Origin of the sequence: Citrobacter braakii, assembly GCF_009648935.1 — a bacterium.
GTDB classification, from domain to species: Bacteria; Pseudomonadota; Gammaproteobacteria; order Enterobacterales; family Enterobacteriaceae; genus Citrobacter; species Citrobacter braakii.
This window is the reverse complement of sequence record NZ_CP045771.1, coordinates 2139508-2155703: the sequence shown is the minus strand read 5'-3', so window position 1 is coordinate 2155703 and position 16196 is coordinate 2139508. Positions and strand designations below refer to the sequence as shown.

Here is a 16196-nt window from a genome sequence, read left to right as displayed (position 1 = left end):
TCAGAAGAACCCCATGCCAATAATCACGACATCCCCAGGATGAACAGAGTGCGTTAAATCAACATTCTCAAGCAGCTGATTGCTACCTGACAGGCGAATGTTGATATCTTGACGGTCAGCACGATCTGTAAATCCCCCCGCCTGCGCAATAGATTTCTCGACGGTAAGTCCTGGCTCATAAGCGAATCCATTCGGACTTTTCACCTCGCCAGAAACATAGTATTTACGGAACTCCGCAATACTCACCGTCACCATCGGAGTAGTAAAATAATCTCCAGTCAGGCGTTGAGTTAATTCGTTAGTCACCTGCTCAACAGTTTTATCTTTTAATATAAGAGCACCAACAAACGGGAAATTAATCTCCCCACTCTTATCCAAAATAAACCGCATCGTCATATCGGGTTGACCATGAACAGCGATATTGACAGTATCCCCTGCCCCAAGTCGGTAATCCTGCTGAACAGTAGCAGGATCGTCCATTAATCTCGGGCTGGACGTTGTGCATCCGACCATCAGGATACTGAATAGCAAAACCGCGCACAGTTCTATTATTTTCATTTTAGATCTGAACCTTAGCTTTAAGCATAATCATAGAATTATCATAACCCAACGTTCTGATGACTTCCTGATTGTCGTTGGGACCGATATAAAACGAATCAGTATCCTTATTCGAATTCAACGTATCTACTTGATATTTAATCTCAAAATTGACCGACGGCGTGTAGTCATAGCTCATGGTTACGCTAAATACCCCATCTTTATCATGCCGATCTTTATTCTGTTTTTTATAGTCTTCTGAAGTGTATGAGTAATCCAGCAAGGTAGAAAAACGGTTGCCTAACCAGAAGTGCTGGTAAGAAAGACCATACTGGGTGACTAAAATATATCCCCCAACTTCCGATGGGTCTTTAATGCTTTGCGCTGAGTGCACCGTGAAAACAGACTGCTGTAACGGCTTCCACTCCCCTTTTATATCCCAGTTTAGACCATTAAAATCATGCGAGTTTGCGTTGTTTTCAAATGTCTTGTACAACCATGAAATATTCATGTCGACATTGGTTTTTCCCGTCAACTGCGACTTCAGGCCATACAGCAAATAATACTCATTAGTGTCTTTTTCTGAGTTGTTATCATAGTGACGCTGGTTAGTAATAAAGCTATAGCGAAAACGCGTTCTGGATGTGTATTGGTCAAAAATTTCTGCCACCAGGCTATTTTCGTGCCATTCCTGTTCCTGAATGTAATTGTAGAAATCTTCACTACTCTCCTGGGCGTCAGACGTATTGCCGAACGTCAGTTTTTTGTATAACAACGCCAGTTCCGCTTTCCCGCGCCCATCCGGCGCGCCAAAGCTGTAGCGCAATTCACTGTTAATAAAATTCGTCGTCAGCGGAGATTTAATCCCATACAGCTCGAATTGACCCGGTAGAAACCCCTCAGTGATCCCTCGACCGCGGGATTCGTGCCCAAGCGTATCCTCCAGATTGAGTGTTAAGCCGTGCTTGAGCCCATAGCGCCAGGCACCGTTAAAACGGAAAAAATGATCGTTATAGTTATCAGCGGAATCGCTTGAGTAGTTACGATAATCACCGGAGTACATCAGTAAATACTTATCCTGACCGCGCTCTCCGATCATACTCAAAACGGGCGCTGCGCTCTGAAACGAGGAACCGATAGCATCTCTGCTATGTGGCTGATAAGACACGTTATCATTATAACCATAGTCCACAGCGACCTTGCCCTGGAAGTCGATCCCCGCAAAGCCAATGTGTGATTTCGGTGTTAAATCAGCCCATACGGGCTGCGATATCACGATTCCGGTAATCACGAGTAATTTAGTATGCATTCTTACCGATAAATCCTTTGAAAATAGTTTTAATAATAATTTTTATATCCAACCATAAAGACCAGTTTTGAATGTACTCAATATCGTACTGAACCCTTTTTTCCATCTTATAAAGCGCATCGATTTCCCCGCGGAAACCGTTGATCTGCGCAAGCCCGGTGATCCCAGGCTTAACTTTATGGCGGATCATGTAATTTTCGACCTGTTTACGGTACTGCTCATTATGCGTAACCGCATGAGGTCTGGGACCGACAATCGACATACTTCCCTGCAATACATTGATAAATTGCGGCAGTTCATCCAGTGAGGTGCGGCGTAAGAAACTACCAAACTTGGTTACCCGCGGATCGTTTTTAGTGGCCTGAATAACCGTATCGGCGTTCTCCATAACGCGCATCGAGCGAAACTTCCAGACCTTAATTTTTTGCCCGCTAAGACCATACCGGTCTTGTTTGAAAAAGACTGGCCCGCGGGAAGTGAGTTTGATTCCAATGGCAATGGCCAACATCAGCGAAGAAATCATCACCATAATGATGCTACCAAGTACCAAATCTTCCGCCCGCTTGATAAACGACCCCGCCCCTTCAAACGGCGAACTAAAAATGCCAATAGTTTGCAGGTTGTGAATGGAGCGCAGCTTGGACATGTTGTTACTGTAGGTGTAGAAGTCAGGAACAATATACGTATCTACGGTAGTGTCTGACATCATCGCCAAAAAATGACGAATGCGTTGTAAAGCTACCATCGGTAAAGCGATGTAGATTTCGTCTATATTTCCCTGCCGGGCTTCCTCAACCAGATTGATCACCGGCCCACGAAAGGGGCTTTTTACCTTATCGACGATATCGCCACAGCGGGATAAGGCGCGCTCATCATAAAAAGCCAGATCTAATGTGATATTAGCGTATTCATCCATTAACGCGTTTTCTGCCGCCAGACCATTGTCAGTCAGACCAATAATCGCCACGCGCATACTCTTTTTCGTTGAATATTTAAAAATGAAAAAGCGAATGTAATAAAGAAAAGGTAATGGGATGAAGTACCAGTAAATAATCGCTGAATAAAAGGGGGAAGGCAGTTTGTCTAAGTAGCCGAGAGACTTGGGTTCAGCCACCGTCATGCTGACCAGTTCGTTCAGAAAAATTGCCAGTAGCGTACAAAAAACCAACCGTTTTTGATTACGTAAACCGATCGTCTTAATCTTTTGTTGATACATTTTAATGTATTCAGCAAACAGTAAGAAAAAGACTGAGAAGAGAATACTCAGAATGGCAATGGTGTTAAATGGTGCCAGACCTAACAGATGGGCGCTAAAAATTAACGTCGCATTGATTACAATGAAATCGACCAGTTTTAAAAAGACTGGATATCCCTGGCTGCTAATCTTTAGCGATTTTTTAAGCATATCTCAGCCCATTATTTATTGATCTTTAATTGTTTTTTTCTCATTTATGTTGCTAATTATATCACAAGTCTTAAAAACGCAATGGCACACTGTCAGTAAATGTAAAAAACAATGTAATACAATGTGATGGGTTTCGCACCATACAAATGCAACCTAATGATTTAGATGACTATTTATTGGTAATATTTTTTAATTTCATCCTTGAAAAACATGATTAATTGCAACATAAACGTCATTGACAGATCACAATTCATAAGCTACTAGTGGCTAGAATCACATGATGAGCGCCTGACAACGGGTTAACCTTACAAAAAGCAATACTTTGTCCAAACCTCGTTGCGCTACGGTCAGTGATGAGAGTCCTGGAGAGCGACAGAAGAAATCAATAAGTGTATTTATAATTCCCACCATAAAAATAACTTAGTAACACATTTACAAAGCAATGATTAGCAACCTTATTATAAATAAGGTACTTTACGAGGAGTATGGGATTGCTTTCATTTTCACGCTCAAAATTCAAAAAAAAACGAATAATAAAAAAAATTTAGTTTAAATAATTGTAGCAAATCCGAGGAGATGAAGCGGCAAGCATGACTTCAATTAAAACGATAGCCAATCATTGAGAAAATGCGTGTTACATATTACTAATGTCAACATTCTGCATGAACACACCTTTAGCATCAGAATTTTCAGCGCTTACCAACACATCGATTTAAAATAAAGAGAAGAGAATAAATGACAGCATTAAAATTTTGTTAAAAGCAGCGTAAATCGCCCCAACGAATTATTGATAACAATGTATACACTTTTGTTAAGATATATATAAAAACACCTTCCAAAGCCATTCAATGATGCCAAAAAATTTTGTTTACTTATTTTTCGCAAATAAATAATATCCGCGCCGGATTACTTGTTGAGCAATTTACGCACGTTAATCATTTCTTTCAAATGAAGTCCTACATCATTTTTTGACGTTGATGAACTCCAGCTGAATCTGTGCCTCTGACAAGTACTTTTCTGGGTAAATAATAAATTTAACGGAGTTATGATGATGAAAACTGCACTTACCAGCAGTGTACTGGTCGCTTTGTTTGCCGCTAATGCTGGCGCAGCAGCGAATTACGTTACCACTGCCGCAACAGGTTCTAAAGCCACCGCGACGGTCCATTTTACCGGTGAAATTGTTGCCAGTACCTGCGTGGTGAGCACAGCAAACCAGCCAGGTAAAACAGTGGCATTGCCACAAGTTACCAACCAGCTATTTAGCGGCGCGGGCTCTAGCACCGGCGATACTCCGTTTACGTTGCAGTTTAGCGGCTGTAGTGGGGTAACTGGAGGAAGCGGCTATGTGGTGGTCTTTACTGGTAAAACCCCTGGCAGTAACACAGCACTTCTGGAAGCGAAACGTGGCTCGGCTTCTGCCACCGATGTTGGCATCGAAGTGGATCAAGCGGGTCATGCCCTCGATTTCGCTTCCGGTAGTAATGAGGTGAGCTTAAAAGCAGATCAAAATGGCGATGCACAAATCGATCTGGTCGCCAAATATCAGCAAATTGGCGCAACGCTGCCTGCGGCTGGCACGATCACTGCGGATATGAATTACACCGTCATTTATAAATAACGGACGTTGATTGCTATGGATGGCACTCTTCCCTGAACCTGGAAAGTGCACCTGATGAATAAAATATTCTTTTACCTGTTGCTGTGTGTGGTTAGCACCGCTCACAGCGCAATTAATTTGGGTCAAACACGCGTTATTTATAATGAGAACGATAAAGCGGCGATGTTTGACGTCAACAATAATACAGACAAGCCATATATGGTACAGACGTGGCTGGATAATGGTAATCCGGATGAGACGCCAGCCAATCTGCCAATGTTAATTACGCCTCCGATCCTGAAACTTGACGGCCATAAATCAGCCGTGTTGCGAGCTATTTATCAGGGCAACGGCTTTCCTGAGGATGTTGAATCTGTAGTGTGGATTAATGTGCAGGAAATCCCCACCATCGAGAATGAAGAAAATACCTTACAGCTGGCGCAGCGTATTCGCATCAAACTATTTTATCGCCCTGTTGGGCTGAATATGACGCTACCTGAAGCCGTTGAGAAATTACAGTGGCAGTGCCACGGTCATACTCTGCGGGCGGTCAATGCGACGCCGTTACATATCTCCCTGACGCAATTACATATTAACGGCCAAAACATTGATGCCGACATGATTAATCCGCATGGCGAACGCACGTTTGCGTTGTCACAGCAAAAAGTCAGCCATATCGGTTTTAGCTGGGTAGATGATTACGGCGGCACTAACGCGGTTAATAACGTCCCGGTATCTTGCAATTAAGCTGGGGTTGCACATGATGAAAAAAAATAAGCACCCGCAACGGTACACCCTCTTTACGCTGTCAACGCTGGCCGTGTGCATACCTGCATACGCCAGCAGCACGCCGCAGTTTAATACCCGTTTTGTACATGGTACGCAAAATATTACCTCCGTAGTGCAAATAGCCCGTAATGACGGACTTAGCGAAGGCACGTTTGAATACGATATATATCTTGACCATAGCTTCGTCGAAACGCGCAATGTTGACTTTAAAAGACGTAAACCACAAGGCAAGCCGCAACCTTGCCTGAGCGCGGACGATCTGCGCAAATACGGGATTAAAATCCCGGAGGGTAACGCCGATACCTGCGTGGAGCTCACGGCTCTGATCGCAAACAGCCGCCTGACGGCAGATGCAAACTACCAGCGCATTGATATTTCAGTGCCGGAAGCGTTTCTGCTTTCGACTGCGCATGACGCCGTGCCTGAATCGGCCTATGACGATGGGATTAATGCCGCTTTTGTCGGCTACAACGCCAATACGACGCACCTGATTGAACAGGGCCAGGATCATGACTCTGTTTTTGCCAGTTTTGCCAACGGTATAAACCTGGCGGGATGGCATTTTCGTAACCAGTCTACTTTCAGCTATGCCAGCGGTTCAGGCCGTCAATGGCAGGCGGTTTCCACGTGGGTGGAACGTAATATTATTGCACTGCGTAGCCGCTTGCGCTTCGGGCAAACCTATACGGACGACGATGTATTTGACAGCATCCAGTTTACCGGGGCACAACTCACCAGCGATGAAAACATGTTGCCTGATAGCCAACGCGATTTTGCGCCAGTCGTTCGCGGCGTCGCCAATAGCAATGCCACAATCGAAATCCGTCAAAATGGCTATCTGATTTACAGTAAAAACGTCGCGCCGGGCGCATTTGACATCGACGATATTAACCCCAGCAACCAAAGCGGCGACCTGTACGTCAGCGTTATTGAAGCCGATGGCAGTCGGCGTAATTTCAGTGTGCCTTATTCAGCGGTCCCGAACATGCTGCGTGCAGGTAACAGCCGCTTTCAGTTTACGGCAGGGGAATACCGCGACGGTTACAGCGGCGGTTGGCGGCCCCGCTTTGTTCAAGGCACATTGAGTTATGGTCTCAGCTTTGGCTCCACGTTGTACGGTGGTTTCCTGACCGCAGAAAGCTATAATGCGATTGCCACCGGGATCGCTCAGGATCTGCACCAGTTCGGCGCGATCTCTTTCGATATCACTACCGCCAGAGCGCAGCTTGCCAGTGGAGATGCGTCCACAGGACAAAGTTACCGTTTCTTATACTCCAAATCGCTGAACCAGTACGGTACGGATTTCCGTCTGGTAGGCTACCGCTACAATACCTCCGGTTATTACAGCTTTAGCGACACCATTAACGAGCATAACAGCTGGTCCTCGGGCTATTACGACATCGCCTATGACGACCCGAATCAACAGCTGCGTTTTCCTGGCGAGGAGCACAACAAAAAGCATTACTACACCACTAACTACAATAATCGCCGCCAACGTTTTGAGGTCTCTGTTAACCAGCGTTTGTGGGATAACGCCTCTCTTTACGTCAGTGCCAGCCAGCAAAACTACTGGCACAACGGGAGTCACGACCGCACGATACAGCTGGGTTACAACGATACACTGGGGAAAATCAACTGGAGCGTTTATGTACAGGATACCCGTAACCAGTACGACTACCAGGATCACAGTATCAACCTGACGCTTTCCATTCCATTCGATTTCATGGATAGCCGCGGCTTTGTCTCCACCAACATCATGCATAGCCAGCAGAATGGCGACAGCTACTCCACCAGCTACAGCAATACAGCATTTGACGATCGTCTGAGCTGGGGCGTTCAGGGCAGTACCACCGATCGACAGGATTCCTCTGCCGGGGTTAACGCCGCCTGGCAAGGCGACAAGATGAATGTTCAGGGGGGCTACAGCGCAGGACGCAACTACCAGAATATGAATATGGGCATCAGCGGCGGGGCAATGCTGCACGCAGGCGGCGTGACGCTCATGCACTCTCCTGGCGACACCATGGTGTTGGTCGAAGCCAAAAATGCCAACGGTGTCCATATCCAGCAACAAAATGGCGTGGCAATTGACGGTAACGGCTATGCGGTCCTTACCGCCGCAGACGCATGGCATTACAACGTGGTGAGTCTGAATACTGCTGATATTGGTGCCGGGCTGGATATTCCGCAGGCACAGAAAAAAATTGTTCCAACAGAGAAAGCCATCGGCAAAGTGGTGTTTGAAACCTTCAGCGGCCGCAACTATCTGGTCAATGCCGTCATGCCCGGCAACATTGCCCCCCCGGTCGGCGCGAACGTACGAGATACCAAAGGTCGTAGCCACGGTCTGGTCGGTATGCATGGCGCACTGTATGCCAGCGGCGTGGAAGACAATTCTCGCCTGGAAGTGCGCTGGGGCTCCCATGCAAATGAACACTGCTTTATTCAAATGCCGGATAACCATAACCAGCCGGTGAAGAAAATCGGATATACACAAATTACCGCCCAGTGCGTCGGCTCGTAAGGTGCAATCAATGAATCCGTTAAAAATAGTTAAACTCGTGGTGCTGCTTTGTTTGCCGATATTCAGTAGTGCAAGCTATGCGGTTACCTGTACAGCAAACAGCGTCTCCGTACACGTTGATCCCATTAAAATCAGCCACAGTACCACCGCTGGGGACACCGTTTGGGTGTCCAATCCACAAACCGTTAGCGTCACTTGCCGCGACACAGACTATATGCCCCACGGCGAAGCCGCCAGAATCTACATCGACCCAGATCATGAGTTTGCGCATTTTCTGCAGGGAACCAATATGAAACTGGTGGTGAGCATTGATGGTCGCCCCTACGATCAAAGCGCCCAGGCCGTCACCACCCAATATCAGGCAACGTTGCCCCGAACACGTTCAGACAACTACTGCAGCAGTAATAACCACAGCCATACCAGTGACTGCCAGGCGCGCCCACAAACATTTTCTTTCACCTTTAACCTCAGTCTGGTCGCTACCGGAAAACTCCCGGATCCTTTGCCTGCGCTGGCCGGTCGCACCATCAACAAAGTTTTCGTCGTCGACGGTATTGGCAGCATTAACGCCTGCGGTTCGCATTGCTCCACCAGCAATCCGGCAAAAAACTTTGGCCCCGCGCTTAATGGCCTGAATAACATCAGTTATATCAACTGCGAACCGATCGTCTCTATCAGCTCTGACAAAGGAACGGATACCGTCGAGTTTGGCAGGATCAGCATTACCGAAGCAAAAGTGGGAAAAGATAACAGCCACAGTAAACAGTTTGCCGTTATTGCCGCAGAAGCCGCCGGGAAGCATGAATGTCGCGGCATCAACTACGCGGTAACGTTTACCGGCACCACAAGCAACAGCGGCGCAGTTTTTACCGGTCAGGGGACGCCAGATATCGGCGTTACGCTCCAGGATGCTGCACACCCCGGCTCCGGGGACATTATCAGCGGCAACCGTATCGATTTTGCCAGCAGCGCGTTTACCAACCAGAGCGACAGCCGACGCAAAGAGTTCATGGCAACCCTGTTCTGGCTGAAGAATCCTCCCCAACCCGGCACATTTAGTATCCCTGTCAATGCGACGGTGACCTTTAAATAACAGGCGCAGGACGATGCTGATCGTCCTGCGCGTCTCGCACCAGGCATAAAAACCGCAGTCGTACGCTTAACCCGCCTAATGTTTCACTCCGTGATAGCTGAGGGTGCGTGCGGTGCAGACGAGCAATGTCGTTGACCAGCGCCAGGCCTATCCCGGCGCCAGGGACATTACCGACGTTATCAAGGCGATGAAACGGTAGCAGCGCCTGGTGCACCATCTGCTCATCGATACCCGGCCCGCTATCTTCAACCACCAGCACCACCGCCTCTCCTTTTCGCAGCAGACGGGCGGTTACCACACCATGCGGCGGCGTATATTTCAGTGCGTTATCCAGCAGATTCCCGCACAGTTCGCCAAGCAGGACTTCATCGCCCTCAATCCACACCACATCCTGTTCCCCCTCATAGCCCAGATCGATCCCTTTACTGCGCGCCTGCGCCAGTCGCGTGAAACAACTGCTTTGCACCACCTCATACAAATTAACCGGCGAGAAGTGCCTTTCTCCTTGCTCTTTGCGCTTCACAGCCGACAGCTGTAACAGCCTTTCCGTCAGTTGAATGGTGTTGTCCAGCGTGGAGCTCATGGCTTGCAGACTCTCATACCATTGCTGCGGCTGCTGGCTGGCGAGGGCCACCGACGCCTGAGTTTTTAGCACCGCCAGCGGCGTTTTAAGCTGATGGGAAGCATCCGCGCTGAAGCGCTCCTGGCGAGAGATCAGGCCGCGAAGTCGTTCCAGATAACGGTTGAATGCCACAATCAACAGACGGGTTTCCGACCACGGCAGCAGCTCCGGCAGCGGCGTCAACAGCCCAGGCTCGCGACGCACCATCAGCGATGACAGCTGGCGCATCGGGCGTAACACCCGACGCAGCAGCCAGCCGACCAGCACCAGCGTGAGCAGCACCAGCAGCCCTTGCGAAACCCACGAGGAAAACAGCAGCTGTCGCGCCAGGTAACGTCGCGATTGCAGCGTTTCGGCGACATAAATCTCCGCCATGCCTATAATGCCGCCCTCGTTGACGGGCTGCAGCAGACGCGCCACGCGAATTGCCTCCCCGCGATATTCAGTGTGATAAAACCACGCCAGCGCCGGATAAAGCCGCGTACGCGATGTCGCAGGCGGCATCGCAGGTAAATCGTCATAACCTGAGATAACCTTCCCCGCCGGATCGACCACCTTGTAATACAACCTGTCGTTCATATTCAGCTCAAAGCTGTCCAGCACCACCCACGGCACATTCACTTCCAGCTGTTTGTTGTGCACCACCAGTCGCTCGGAGACGGTTCTGGCAGACGAGAGCAGCGTCCGGTCATACGCCTGCGTCGCCGCCTGTAGCGCGCTGACATAGCTGTTAAATGCCGACAACCCCCACAACAACATGAGCGGCAAACCCAGAAACATCAGCAGTTGCAGGTACAACGATTGGGGTTTAACCCACTTCATCGCTACGCTCCAGCACATAGCCCAGCCCGCGCAGCGTGGCGATGCGCACATCGCTTCCCTGTAGCTTTTTACGCAGACGATGGATGTAGAGCTCAATGCTTTCGGGGCTGACCTCATCGTTTAGACTGAAGACCTGTTCAAACAACTGCTGACGCGAAACCGGTCGCAATCGACGGTACATCAGCACCGTCAGCAATGCCTGTTCGCGCGGCGTGAGCGCCAGCGGCTGCCCCTGCAACAGAAAATAGCCCTCATCGTGAAACGCCAGTTCGCCCAGTTGCTGTATGCCCTGCACCTGCCCCGCGCTGCGGCGTAGCAAAGCCCTCAGCCGGGCATCCAGCTCCTCGATTTCAAACGGTTTTGCCAGATAATCATCGGCCCCAACGTTCAATCCTTTCACCCGATCGGCCACCGCGCTGCGCGCCGTCAACAGCAGCACAGGAAGCGTCTGCCCGCGTTTGCGCAGGCGCTGAACGACGTCAAGACCATCCAGTCCCGGCATATTGATATCCAGCACCGCCAGCGCGTACGTTTCGCTATGTAAAAGATGGTCGGCCGCCAGGCCATCAAAAACGCAGTCGACGGCAAAACCGTTTTGCACCAGCGCTTTCTCCAGCCAGTGAGCTAACTCACGGTTATCTTCCGCTAATAAGAGACGCATATCACATCCTGTAAAGTTTCTGCCGCATTGAAAGGGAATTGAAAGGTTAATGTTTTAACAATCATGCAACCGAACCGCTACACATCGGCTCACATAATCACAAAAATCTTCTTCCGTACCCGAAAATCCGGTTTTCCGGCGTGAGGATAAACAATGAAAAAACAGTTACTTCGTACCCTTACTGCAAGCATTTTACTGATGAGTACCTCTGTTCTGGCGGAACAAGCGCCATCGCGCACAGAATGTATCGCCCCTGCTAAACCTGGCGGTGGTTTCGATCTCACCTGTAAGTTGATTCAAGTGAGCATGATGGAAACCGGCGCTATCGAAAAACCGATGCGCGTAACCTACATGCCCGGCGGCGTTGGCGCCGTGGCCTATAACGCGATCGTCGCGCAACGTCCGGCTGAAGCGGGTACCGTAGTGGCATTCTCCGGCGGCTCGCTGCTTAACCTGTCACAAGGGAAGTTTGGTCGCTACGGCGTTGATGATGTCCGCTGGCTGGCAAGCGTCGGCACTGACTACGGCATGATTGCCGTACGCCAGGACTCACCCTGGAAAACGCTGAAAGATCTGCTGACGGCAATGGAGAAAGATCCTAACAGCGTGGTCATTGGCGCAGGCGCCTCTATCGGTAGTCAGGACTGGATGAAGTCGGCGCTGCTGGCGCAAAAAGCCAACGTCGATCCACACAAGATGCGCTATGTGGCCTTTGAGGGCGGCGGCGAACCGGTCACCGCGCTGATGGGGAATCACGTCCAGGTGGTTTCCGGCGATCTCAGCGAGATGGTGCCTTATCTTAGCGGCGACAAAATCCGCGTGCTCGCCGTGTTCTCTGATCAACGTCTGCCAGGCCAGTTAGCTAACGTACCAACCGCCAAAGAGCAGGGTTACGACCTCGTGTGGCCCATCATTCGTGGCTTCTACGTTGGACCAAAAGTCAGCGACGCCGAGTATCAGTGGTGGGTTGATGCCTTTAACAAACTCCAGCAGACCGATGAGTTTAAAAAGCAGCGCGATCTGCGCGGCCTGTTTGAATTCAACATGAGCGGTAAGCAGCTCGACGAATACGTGAAAAAGCAGGTCACGGATTACCGTGAGCAGGCGAAAGCCTTCGGTCTGGCGAAATAAGCGCAGAGGCAAAGATGATGAGCGATCGTATTTTTGCAGGTATCTGGCTGTTGCTCTGCATAGCCGGGCTGTTCGTGGCCTGGCAAATCACCAGCGAATACAGCTATGAGCCGGTTGGGCCGCGTCCCTTTCCGCTTGGCATTATCAGCCTGATGCTGGTATGCGCCGTGGCGCTGCTGTTGCGCCATCCCGACACCATCAGTTGGCCCCGCCGTCACGTGCTGCAAAAGCTGCTGACGATGGTGATTGTTCTGTTGATGTACGCCTGGGGTTTCGAATGGCTCGGTTTTCCCATCTCCACCGCCATTCTCACCGTGGTGATTGGCATGCTGTTCGGCGCAACGATTCCGGCTGCGGGGATTTCCGGCGCGGTACTCGGCATTCTGCTGTGGTATGCCTTTGACCGGCTGCTTGACGTCACCTTACCACTCGGCGCCTGGCTGGGTTAACGGAGAAACGATGGATACCTGGATTTATCTTTCTCAGGGTTTCGCGGTGGCCATGACGCCGGAAAACCTGGTCATCGCCCTGATTGGCTGTTTTGTCGGTACCATTGTCGGGCTGTTGCCTGGTCTTGGACCCATTAACGGCGTGGCGATCCTGCTGCCTCTGGCCTTCGCTTTGCATCTGCCAGCAGAATCTGCGCTGATCCTGCTGGCTACGGTCTACATAGGTTGTGAATACGGCGGACGTATCTCCTCCATCTTGCTGAATGTTCCCGGCGATGCGGCGGCGATTATGACCGCGCTGGATGGCTACCCGATGGCGCAGCAAGGCCGCGGCGGCGTTGCGCTCTCTATCTCGGCGGTCAGCTCTTTCATTGGTTCGCTTATCGCTATCGGCGGCATCATTCTGTTTGCCCCGGCGTTAGCCCAATGGTCGCTGGCCTTCGGTCCGGCGGAATACTTTGCCTTAATGGTTTTCGCCATTGCCTGCCTCGGCAGCATGATGGCGCAAAACCCGCTGAAATCATTTCTGGCAGCGCTTATCGGTCTCGGCCTTGCGACCGTCGGCGTAGACGCCAATACCGGGGTTTATCGCTTTACCTTTGACAGCGTTCATCTCTCCGACGGTGTGCAGTTTATCGTGGTAGTGATTGGGCTGTTCTCAGTCTCTGAAATACTGTTAATGCTGGAACATACCAGCAGTGGCCAGACGCTGGTGCGTAAAACGGGCCGCATGTTATTTAACGCCAAAGAAGGTGCGCAGTGCGTTGGCGCAACCCTGCGTTCATCGGTGATTGGCTTTTTCGTCGGCGTCCTTCCCGGCGCGGGCGCAACCATTGCCAGCGCTATCACCTACATGACCGAGAAAAAGCTCAGCGGCAATAGCGACAGCTTCGGCAAAGGGGATATACGCGGCGTGGCGGCCCCCGAAGCCGCCAACAACGCCTCGGCCTGTGGCTCCTTTATCCCGATGCTGACGCTCGGCGTACCGGGCTCCGGCACCACGGCGGTGATGATGGGCGCGCTGACGCTGTACAATATCACACCGGGTCCGGCCATGTTCACCGAACAGCCGGACATCGTCTGGGGGCTGATTGCGGCGCTGCTGATTGCTAACGTGATGCTGCTGGTGATGAACATCCCGTTGATCGGCCTGTTTACCCGTATGCTGACCATCCCCTTGTGGTTTTTGGTACCGGCTATCGCGGCAGTCTCCGCGGTGGGCGTGTATGCCGTCCACAGCACCACTTTCGATCTGGTGCTGATGGTTGCCCTCGGCGTGCTGGGCTACATATTGCGCAAAATGCACTTCCCGATGTCGCCGTTGATTTTAGGCTTCGTTCTCGGGGAAATGCTGGAGCAGAACCTGCGTCGGGCGCTGTCTATCAGTAACGGTAATATGGATATTCTGTGGGCCAGCGGCGTGGCGAAAGTGTTGCTGGTGATGGCGGTACTGGTTATCGTGGTCCCGCCAGTGCTACGCCTGATTCGTAAACGTAACAGCAAACCGCAGGTGGATATCAGCTAATAATATGCCGGATAGCGGCGCTGACGCGCCTTATCCGGCATTTTCATCTTAATTCCTGAACGGCACTGAGTACGTGCTCAACAAACCGCGTCAGCTTGGGCAGCGGACGCAAATCTTGTCGCCACAGTAGATGAATCGGCCGCGGCTGCGGCGTAAACTTTTCCAGTATCCGAATCAGTTTCCCGGTAGCCAACTCTTGCGCCAGCAGCACCTCCGGTTGCAATAACAGTCCGGCCCCCGCTACCGCCGCCATACGCAGGCCATGACCATCGTTACAGCGCAGGATCGCATCGCGCTTCCATCTAACTTCGCCCGTCACGCCAGGCAGTATCCATTCATTGCGAGCTGTCCACACGGTATGGGACAGGCACAGATGATCCACCAGATCCGCAGGCGTAAGGGGCGTGCCATGACGGGCAAGATAATCCTTTGATGCACAGATCGCCATACGGTAAGGGCACAGGTATTTCGCCACCACATCAGTCTGATGGATATCGCCAATACGGATCGCCAGGTCGACGCCTTCATTCACCAGATCAACCATCCGGTTGGTCAGATCCAACTCAATGCGCACCTCTGGCCAGGCCTGTAAAAACGCAGCGGCCAGCGGCGAGATAACGCAAGCGCCAAAAGAAGTAGGCGCGCTAATGCGCAGCGTCCCCGCAGGGGCCAGCCGCAGACGCTCTACCGAACGCTCGGCTATCGACACCTGCTCCAGCACGCGGCGGGCTTCTTCAAAATAGACACGCCCGGCATCGGTCAGGCTCTGGCGGCGAGTATTGCGCTCCAGCAGACGCGTGCCGAGCTGTGCTTCGAGTTGGGTGATATATTTTCCCACCATCACCGCAGACATCTCGAGTCTTGTTGCCGCGGAGGTAAAGCTTCCGCTCTCCACCACGGCGATAAACGTTTCCATGCCGCGCAGCTTATCCATATTACAAACCTCTGGTTAGTAATCATCTAACTTATAGCCAGTTTATCCGATTTCATTTTCATTAAAGAATAGTGGCTCACACTATTCTGGAGGTGGTTATGAAAATCGTCATTATTGGTGCCAGCGGTACAGTGGGGCGCGCAGTTACAGAAACGTTAAGCCGTAAACATGAGGTGATCCGCGTAGGTCGCACGCGGGGAGATTACCAGGTCGATATCACCTCGCAGGAGAGTGTCGGGGCATTGTTTGAAAAAGTCGGTCGGATAGATGCGATCGTTTCCGCCACCGGCAACCTGTTCTTTGGTCCGCTGTCGACAATGACCGACGAGGACTTTAATCAGGGATTACAGGATAAGCTATTAGGCCAGATACGTCTGGCATTAACCGGGCAACATTTCCTCAATGATGGCGGCTCGATTACGCTAATTAGCGGCATTATCGCCCATGAACCCATCACACAAGGGGCGAATGCAGCAACGATCAATGCCGGGCTGGAAGGATTTGTGCGCGCTGCTGCCTGTGAGCTAGGTCGTGGTCAGCGCATTAACCTGATAAGCCCAACCGTACTCAGTGAATCCGCCGAAGCATACGATGGTTTCTTCCCTGGCTTTGAAAGCGTCCCCGCCGCTACCGTTGCCAATGCCTATCGCCGCAGCGTGGAAGGCATCCAAACCGGGCGCATTTATAAAGTCGGTTACTGACTTTGCTGCTGCCGTTGAGTTACCCTCAGCGGCAGAATAATTAACTCTTTGTTTTAAAATAACATTACCTGTCCTCCCTTCTCCTCTCCGTACT

Annotated in this window: 14 protein-coding genes; 8 read left to right on the top strand and 6 right to left on the bottom strand. The window is 50.8% G+C overall.

Features of this window, described 5'->3' with window-relative positions:
• Genes GFC06_RS10070 through GFC06_RS10060 form a run of 3 tightly spaced genes read right to left on the bottom strand, consistent with a single transcriptional unit; the run spans position 1 to position 3251 of the window.
• Complete coding sequence (locus GFC06_RS10070) at positions 1-558, bottom strand: polysaccharide biosynthesis/export family protein (protein WP_016154118.1); 558 nt, start codon at positions 556-558, stop codon at positions 1-3.
• 1 nt (position 559) lies between these two features.
• Positions 560-1846, bottom strand: coding sequence for an outer membrane beta-barrel protein (locus tag GFC06_RS10065; RefSeq protein WP_153690107.1), 1287 nt, complete (start codon positions 1844-1846; stop codon positions 560-562).
• Positions 1836-3251, bottom strand: coding sequence for an undecaprenyl-phosphate glucose phosphotransferase (locus GFC06_RS10060; protein WP_153690106.1), 1416 nt, complete (start codon positions 3249-3251; stop codon positions 1836-1838). The genes GFC06_RS10065 and GFC06_RS10060 overlap by 11 nt, the downstream gene beginning before the upstream one ends.
• A 1048-nt stretch (positions 3252-4299) precedes the next feature.
• On the opposite strand from GFC06_RS10060, the gene GFC06_RS10055 reads away from it, so the two are divergent.
• Genes GFC06_RS10055 through GFC06_RS10040 form a run of 4 tightly spaced genes read left to right on the top strand, consistent with a single transcriptional unit; the run spans position 4300 to position 9257 of the window.
• Positions 4300-4872, top strand: a complete 573-nt coding sequence (locus GFC06_RS10055) for a fimbrial protein (RefSeq protein WP_047499486.1) — start codon at positions 4300-4302, stop codon at positions 4870-4872.
• A 54-nt stretch (positions 4873-4926) separates the two neighbouring features.
• The gene (locus GFC06_RS10050) at positions 4927-5598 is read left to right on the top strand and encodes a fimbrial biogenesis chaperone (RefSeq protein WP_047499484.1); all 672 of its coding nucleotides are present in this window, start codon (positions 4927-4929) and stop codon (positions 5596-5598) included.
• 13 nt (positions 5599-5611) lie between these two features.
• Positions 5612-8164, top strand: a complete 2553-nt coding sequence (locus GFC06_RS10045; protein WP_153690105.1) for a fimbria/pilus outer membrane usher protein — start codon at positions 5612-5614, stop codon at positions 8162-8164.
• Positions 8165-8174: 10 nt separating this feature from the next.
• Entirely contained in the window at positions 8175-9257 is a 1083-nt protein-coding gene (locus tag GFC06_RS10040; RefSeq protein WP_049282755.1) for a fimbrial protein, read from the top strand.
• Here the strand turns inward: GFC06_RS10040 and GFC06_RS10035 are convergent.
• The gene (locus GFC06_RS10035; protein ID WP_047499479.1) at positions 9250-10701 is read right to left on the bottom strand and encodes a sensor histidine kinase; all 1452 of its coding nucleotides are present in this window, start codon (positions 10699-10701) and stop codon (positions 9250-9252) included. The genes GFC06_RS10040 and GFC06_RS10035 overlap by 8 nt on opposite strands.
• Entirely contained in the window at positions 10688-11362 is a 675-nt protein-coding gene (tctD, locus tag GFC06_RS10030) for a transcriptional regulator TctD (protein WP_016157281.1), read from the bottom strand. Before tctD ends, GFC06_RS10035 begins: the two co-directional genes overlap by 14 nt.
• A gap of 153 nt (positions 11363-11515) precedes the next feature.
• On the opposite strand from tctD, the gene GFC06_RS10025 reads away from it, so the two are divergent.
• Genes GFC06_RS10025 through GFC06_RS10015 form a run of 3 tightly spaced genes read left to right on the top strand, consistent with a single transcriptional unit; the run spans position 11516 to position 14467 of the window.
• Positions 11516-12493 (top strand): Bug family tripartite tricarboxylate transporter substrate binding protein, encoded by a 978-nt coding sequence (locus GFC06_RS10025; protein ID WP_016154127.1) that lies wholly within the window; start codon positions 11516-11518, stop codon positions 12491-12493.
• A gap of 14 nt (positions 12494-12507) precedes the next feature.
• Positions 12508-12942 carry a tripartite tricarboxylate transporter TctB family protein gene (locus tag GFC06_RS10020; protein WP_016154128.1) on the top strand — a complete coding sequence of 145 codons (435 nt, stop codon included), beginning with the start codon at positions 12508-12510 and terminating at the stop codon, positions 12940-12942.
• Between the two features lie 10 nt (positions 12943-12952).
• Positions 12953-14467, top strand: a complete 1515-nt coding sequence (locus GFC06_RS10015; RefSeq protein WP_016154129.1) for a tripartite tricarboxylate transporter permease — start codon at positions 12953-12955, stop codon at positions 14465-14467.
• Between the two features lie 43 nt (positions 14468-14510).
• Here the strand turns inward: GFC06_RS10015 and GFC06_RS10010 are convergent, their stop codons facing one another.
• Complete coding sequence (locus GFC06_RS10010; RefSeq protein WP_016157283.1) at positions 14511-15401, bottom strand: LysR family transcriptional regulator; 891 nt, start codon at positions 15399-15401, stop codon at positions 14511-14513.
• A 98-nt stretch (positions 15402-15499) separates the two neighbouring features.
• Between GFC06_RS10010 and GFC06_RS10005 the strand changes: the two genes are divergently transcribed.
• Complete coding sequence (locus tag GFC06_RS10005; RefSeq protein WP_103847967.1) at positions 15500-16102, top strand: short chain dehydrogenase; 603 nt, start codon at positions 15500-15502, stop codon at positions 16100-16102.
• The last annotated feature ends 94 nt before the right edge of the window (positions 16103-16196 follow it).

Bases quoted from the DNA above. Each gene is read 5' to 3' on its own strand.
- GFC06_RS10070 (WP_016154118.1), bottom strand. From the start codon at position 558: ATGAAAATAATAGAACTGTGCGCGGTTTTGCTATTCAGTATCCTGATG.
- GFC06_RS10065 (WP_153690107.1), bottom strand. From the start codon at position 1,846: ATGCATACTAAATTACTCGTGATTACCGGAATCGTGATATCGCAGCCC.
- GFC06_RS10060 (WP_153690106.1), bottom strand. From the start codon at position 3,251: ATGCTTAAAAAATCGCTAAAGATTAGCAGCCAGGGATATCCAGTCTTT.
- GFC06_RS10055 (WP_047499486.1), top strand. From the start codon at position 4,300: ATGATGAAAACTGCACTTACCAGCAGTGTACTGGTCGCTTTGTTTGCC.
- GFC06_RS10050 (WP_047499484.1), top strand. From the start codon at position 4,927: ATGAATAAAATATTCTTTTACCTGTTGCTGTGTGTGGTTAGCACCGCT.
- GFC06_RS10045 (WP_153690105.1), top strand. From the start codon at position 5,612: ATGATGAAAAAAAATAAGCACCCGCAACGGTACACCCTCTTTACGCTG.
- GFC06_RS10040 (WP_049282755.1), top strand. From the start codon at position 8,175: ATGAATCCGTTAAAAATAGTTAAACTCGTGGTGCTGCTTTGTTTGCCG.
- GFC06_RS10035 (WP_047499479.1), bottom strand. From the start codon at position 10,701: ATGAAGTGGGTTAAACCCCAATCGTTGTACCTGCAACTGCTGATGTTT.
- tctD (WP_016157281.1), bottom strand. From the start codon at position 11,362: ATGCGTCTCTTATTAGCGGAAGATAACCGTGAGTTAGCTCACTGGCTG.
- GFC06_RS10025 (WP_016154127.1), top strand. From the start codon at position 11,516: ATGAAAAAACAGTTACTTCGTACCCTTACTGCAAGCATTTTACTGATG.
- GFC06_RS10020 (WP_016154128.1), top strand. From the start codon at position 12,508: ATGATGAGCGATCGTATTTTTGCAGGTATCTGGCTGTTGCTCTGCATA.
- GFC06_RS10015 (WP_016154129.1), top strand. From the start codon at position 12,953: ATGGATACCTGGATTTATCTTTCTCAGGGTTTCGCGGTGGCCATGACG.
- GFC06_RS10010 (WP_016157283.1), bottom strand. From the start codon at position 15,401: ATGGATAAGCTGCGCGGCATGGAAACGTTTATCGCCGTGGTGGAGAGC.
- GFC06_RS10005 (WP_103847967.1), top strand. From the start codon at position 15,500: ATGAAAATCGTCATTATTGGTGCCAGCGGTACAGTGGGGCGCGCAGTT.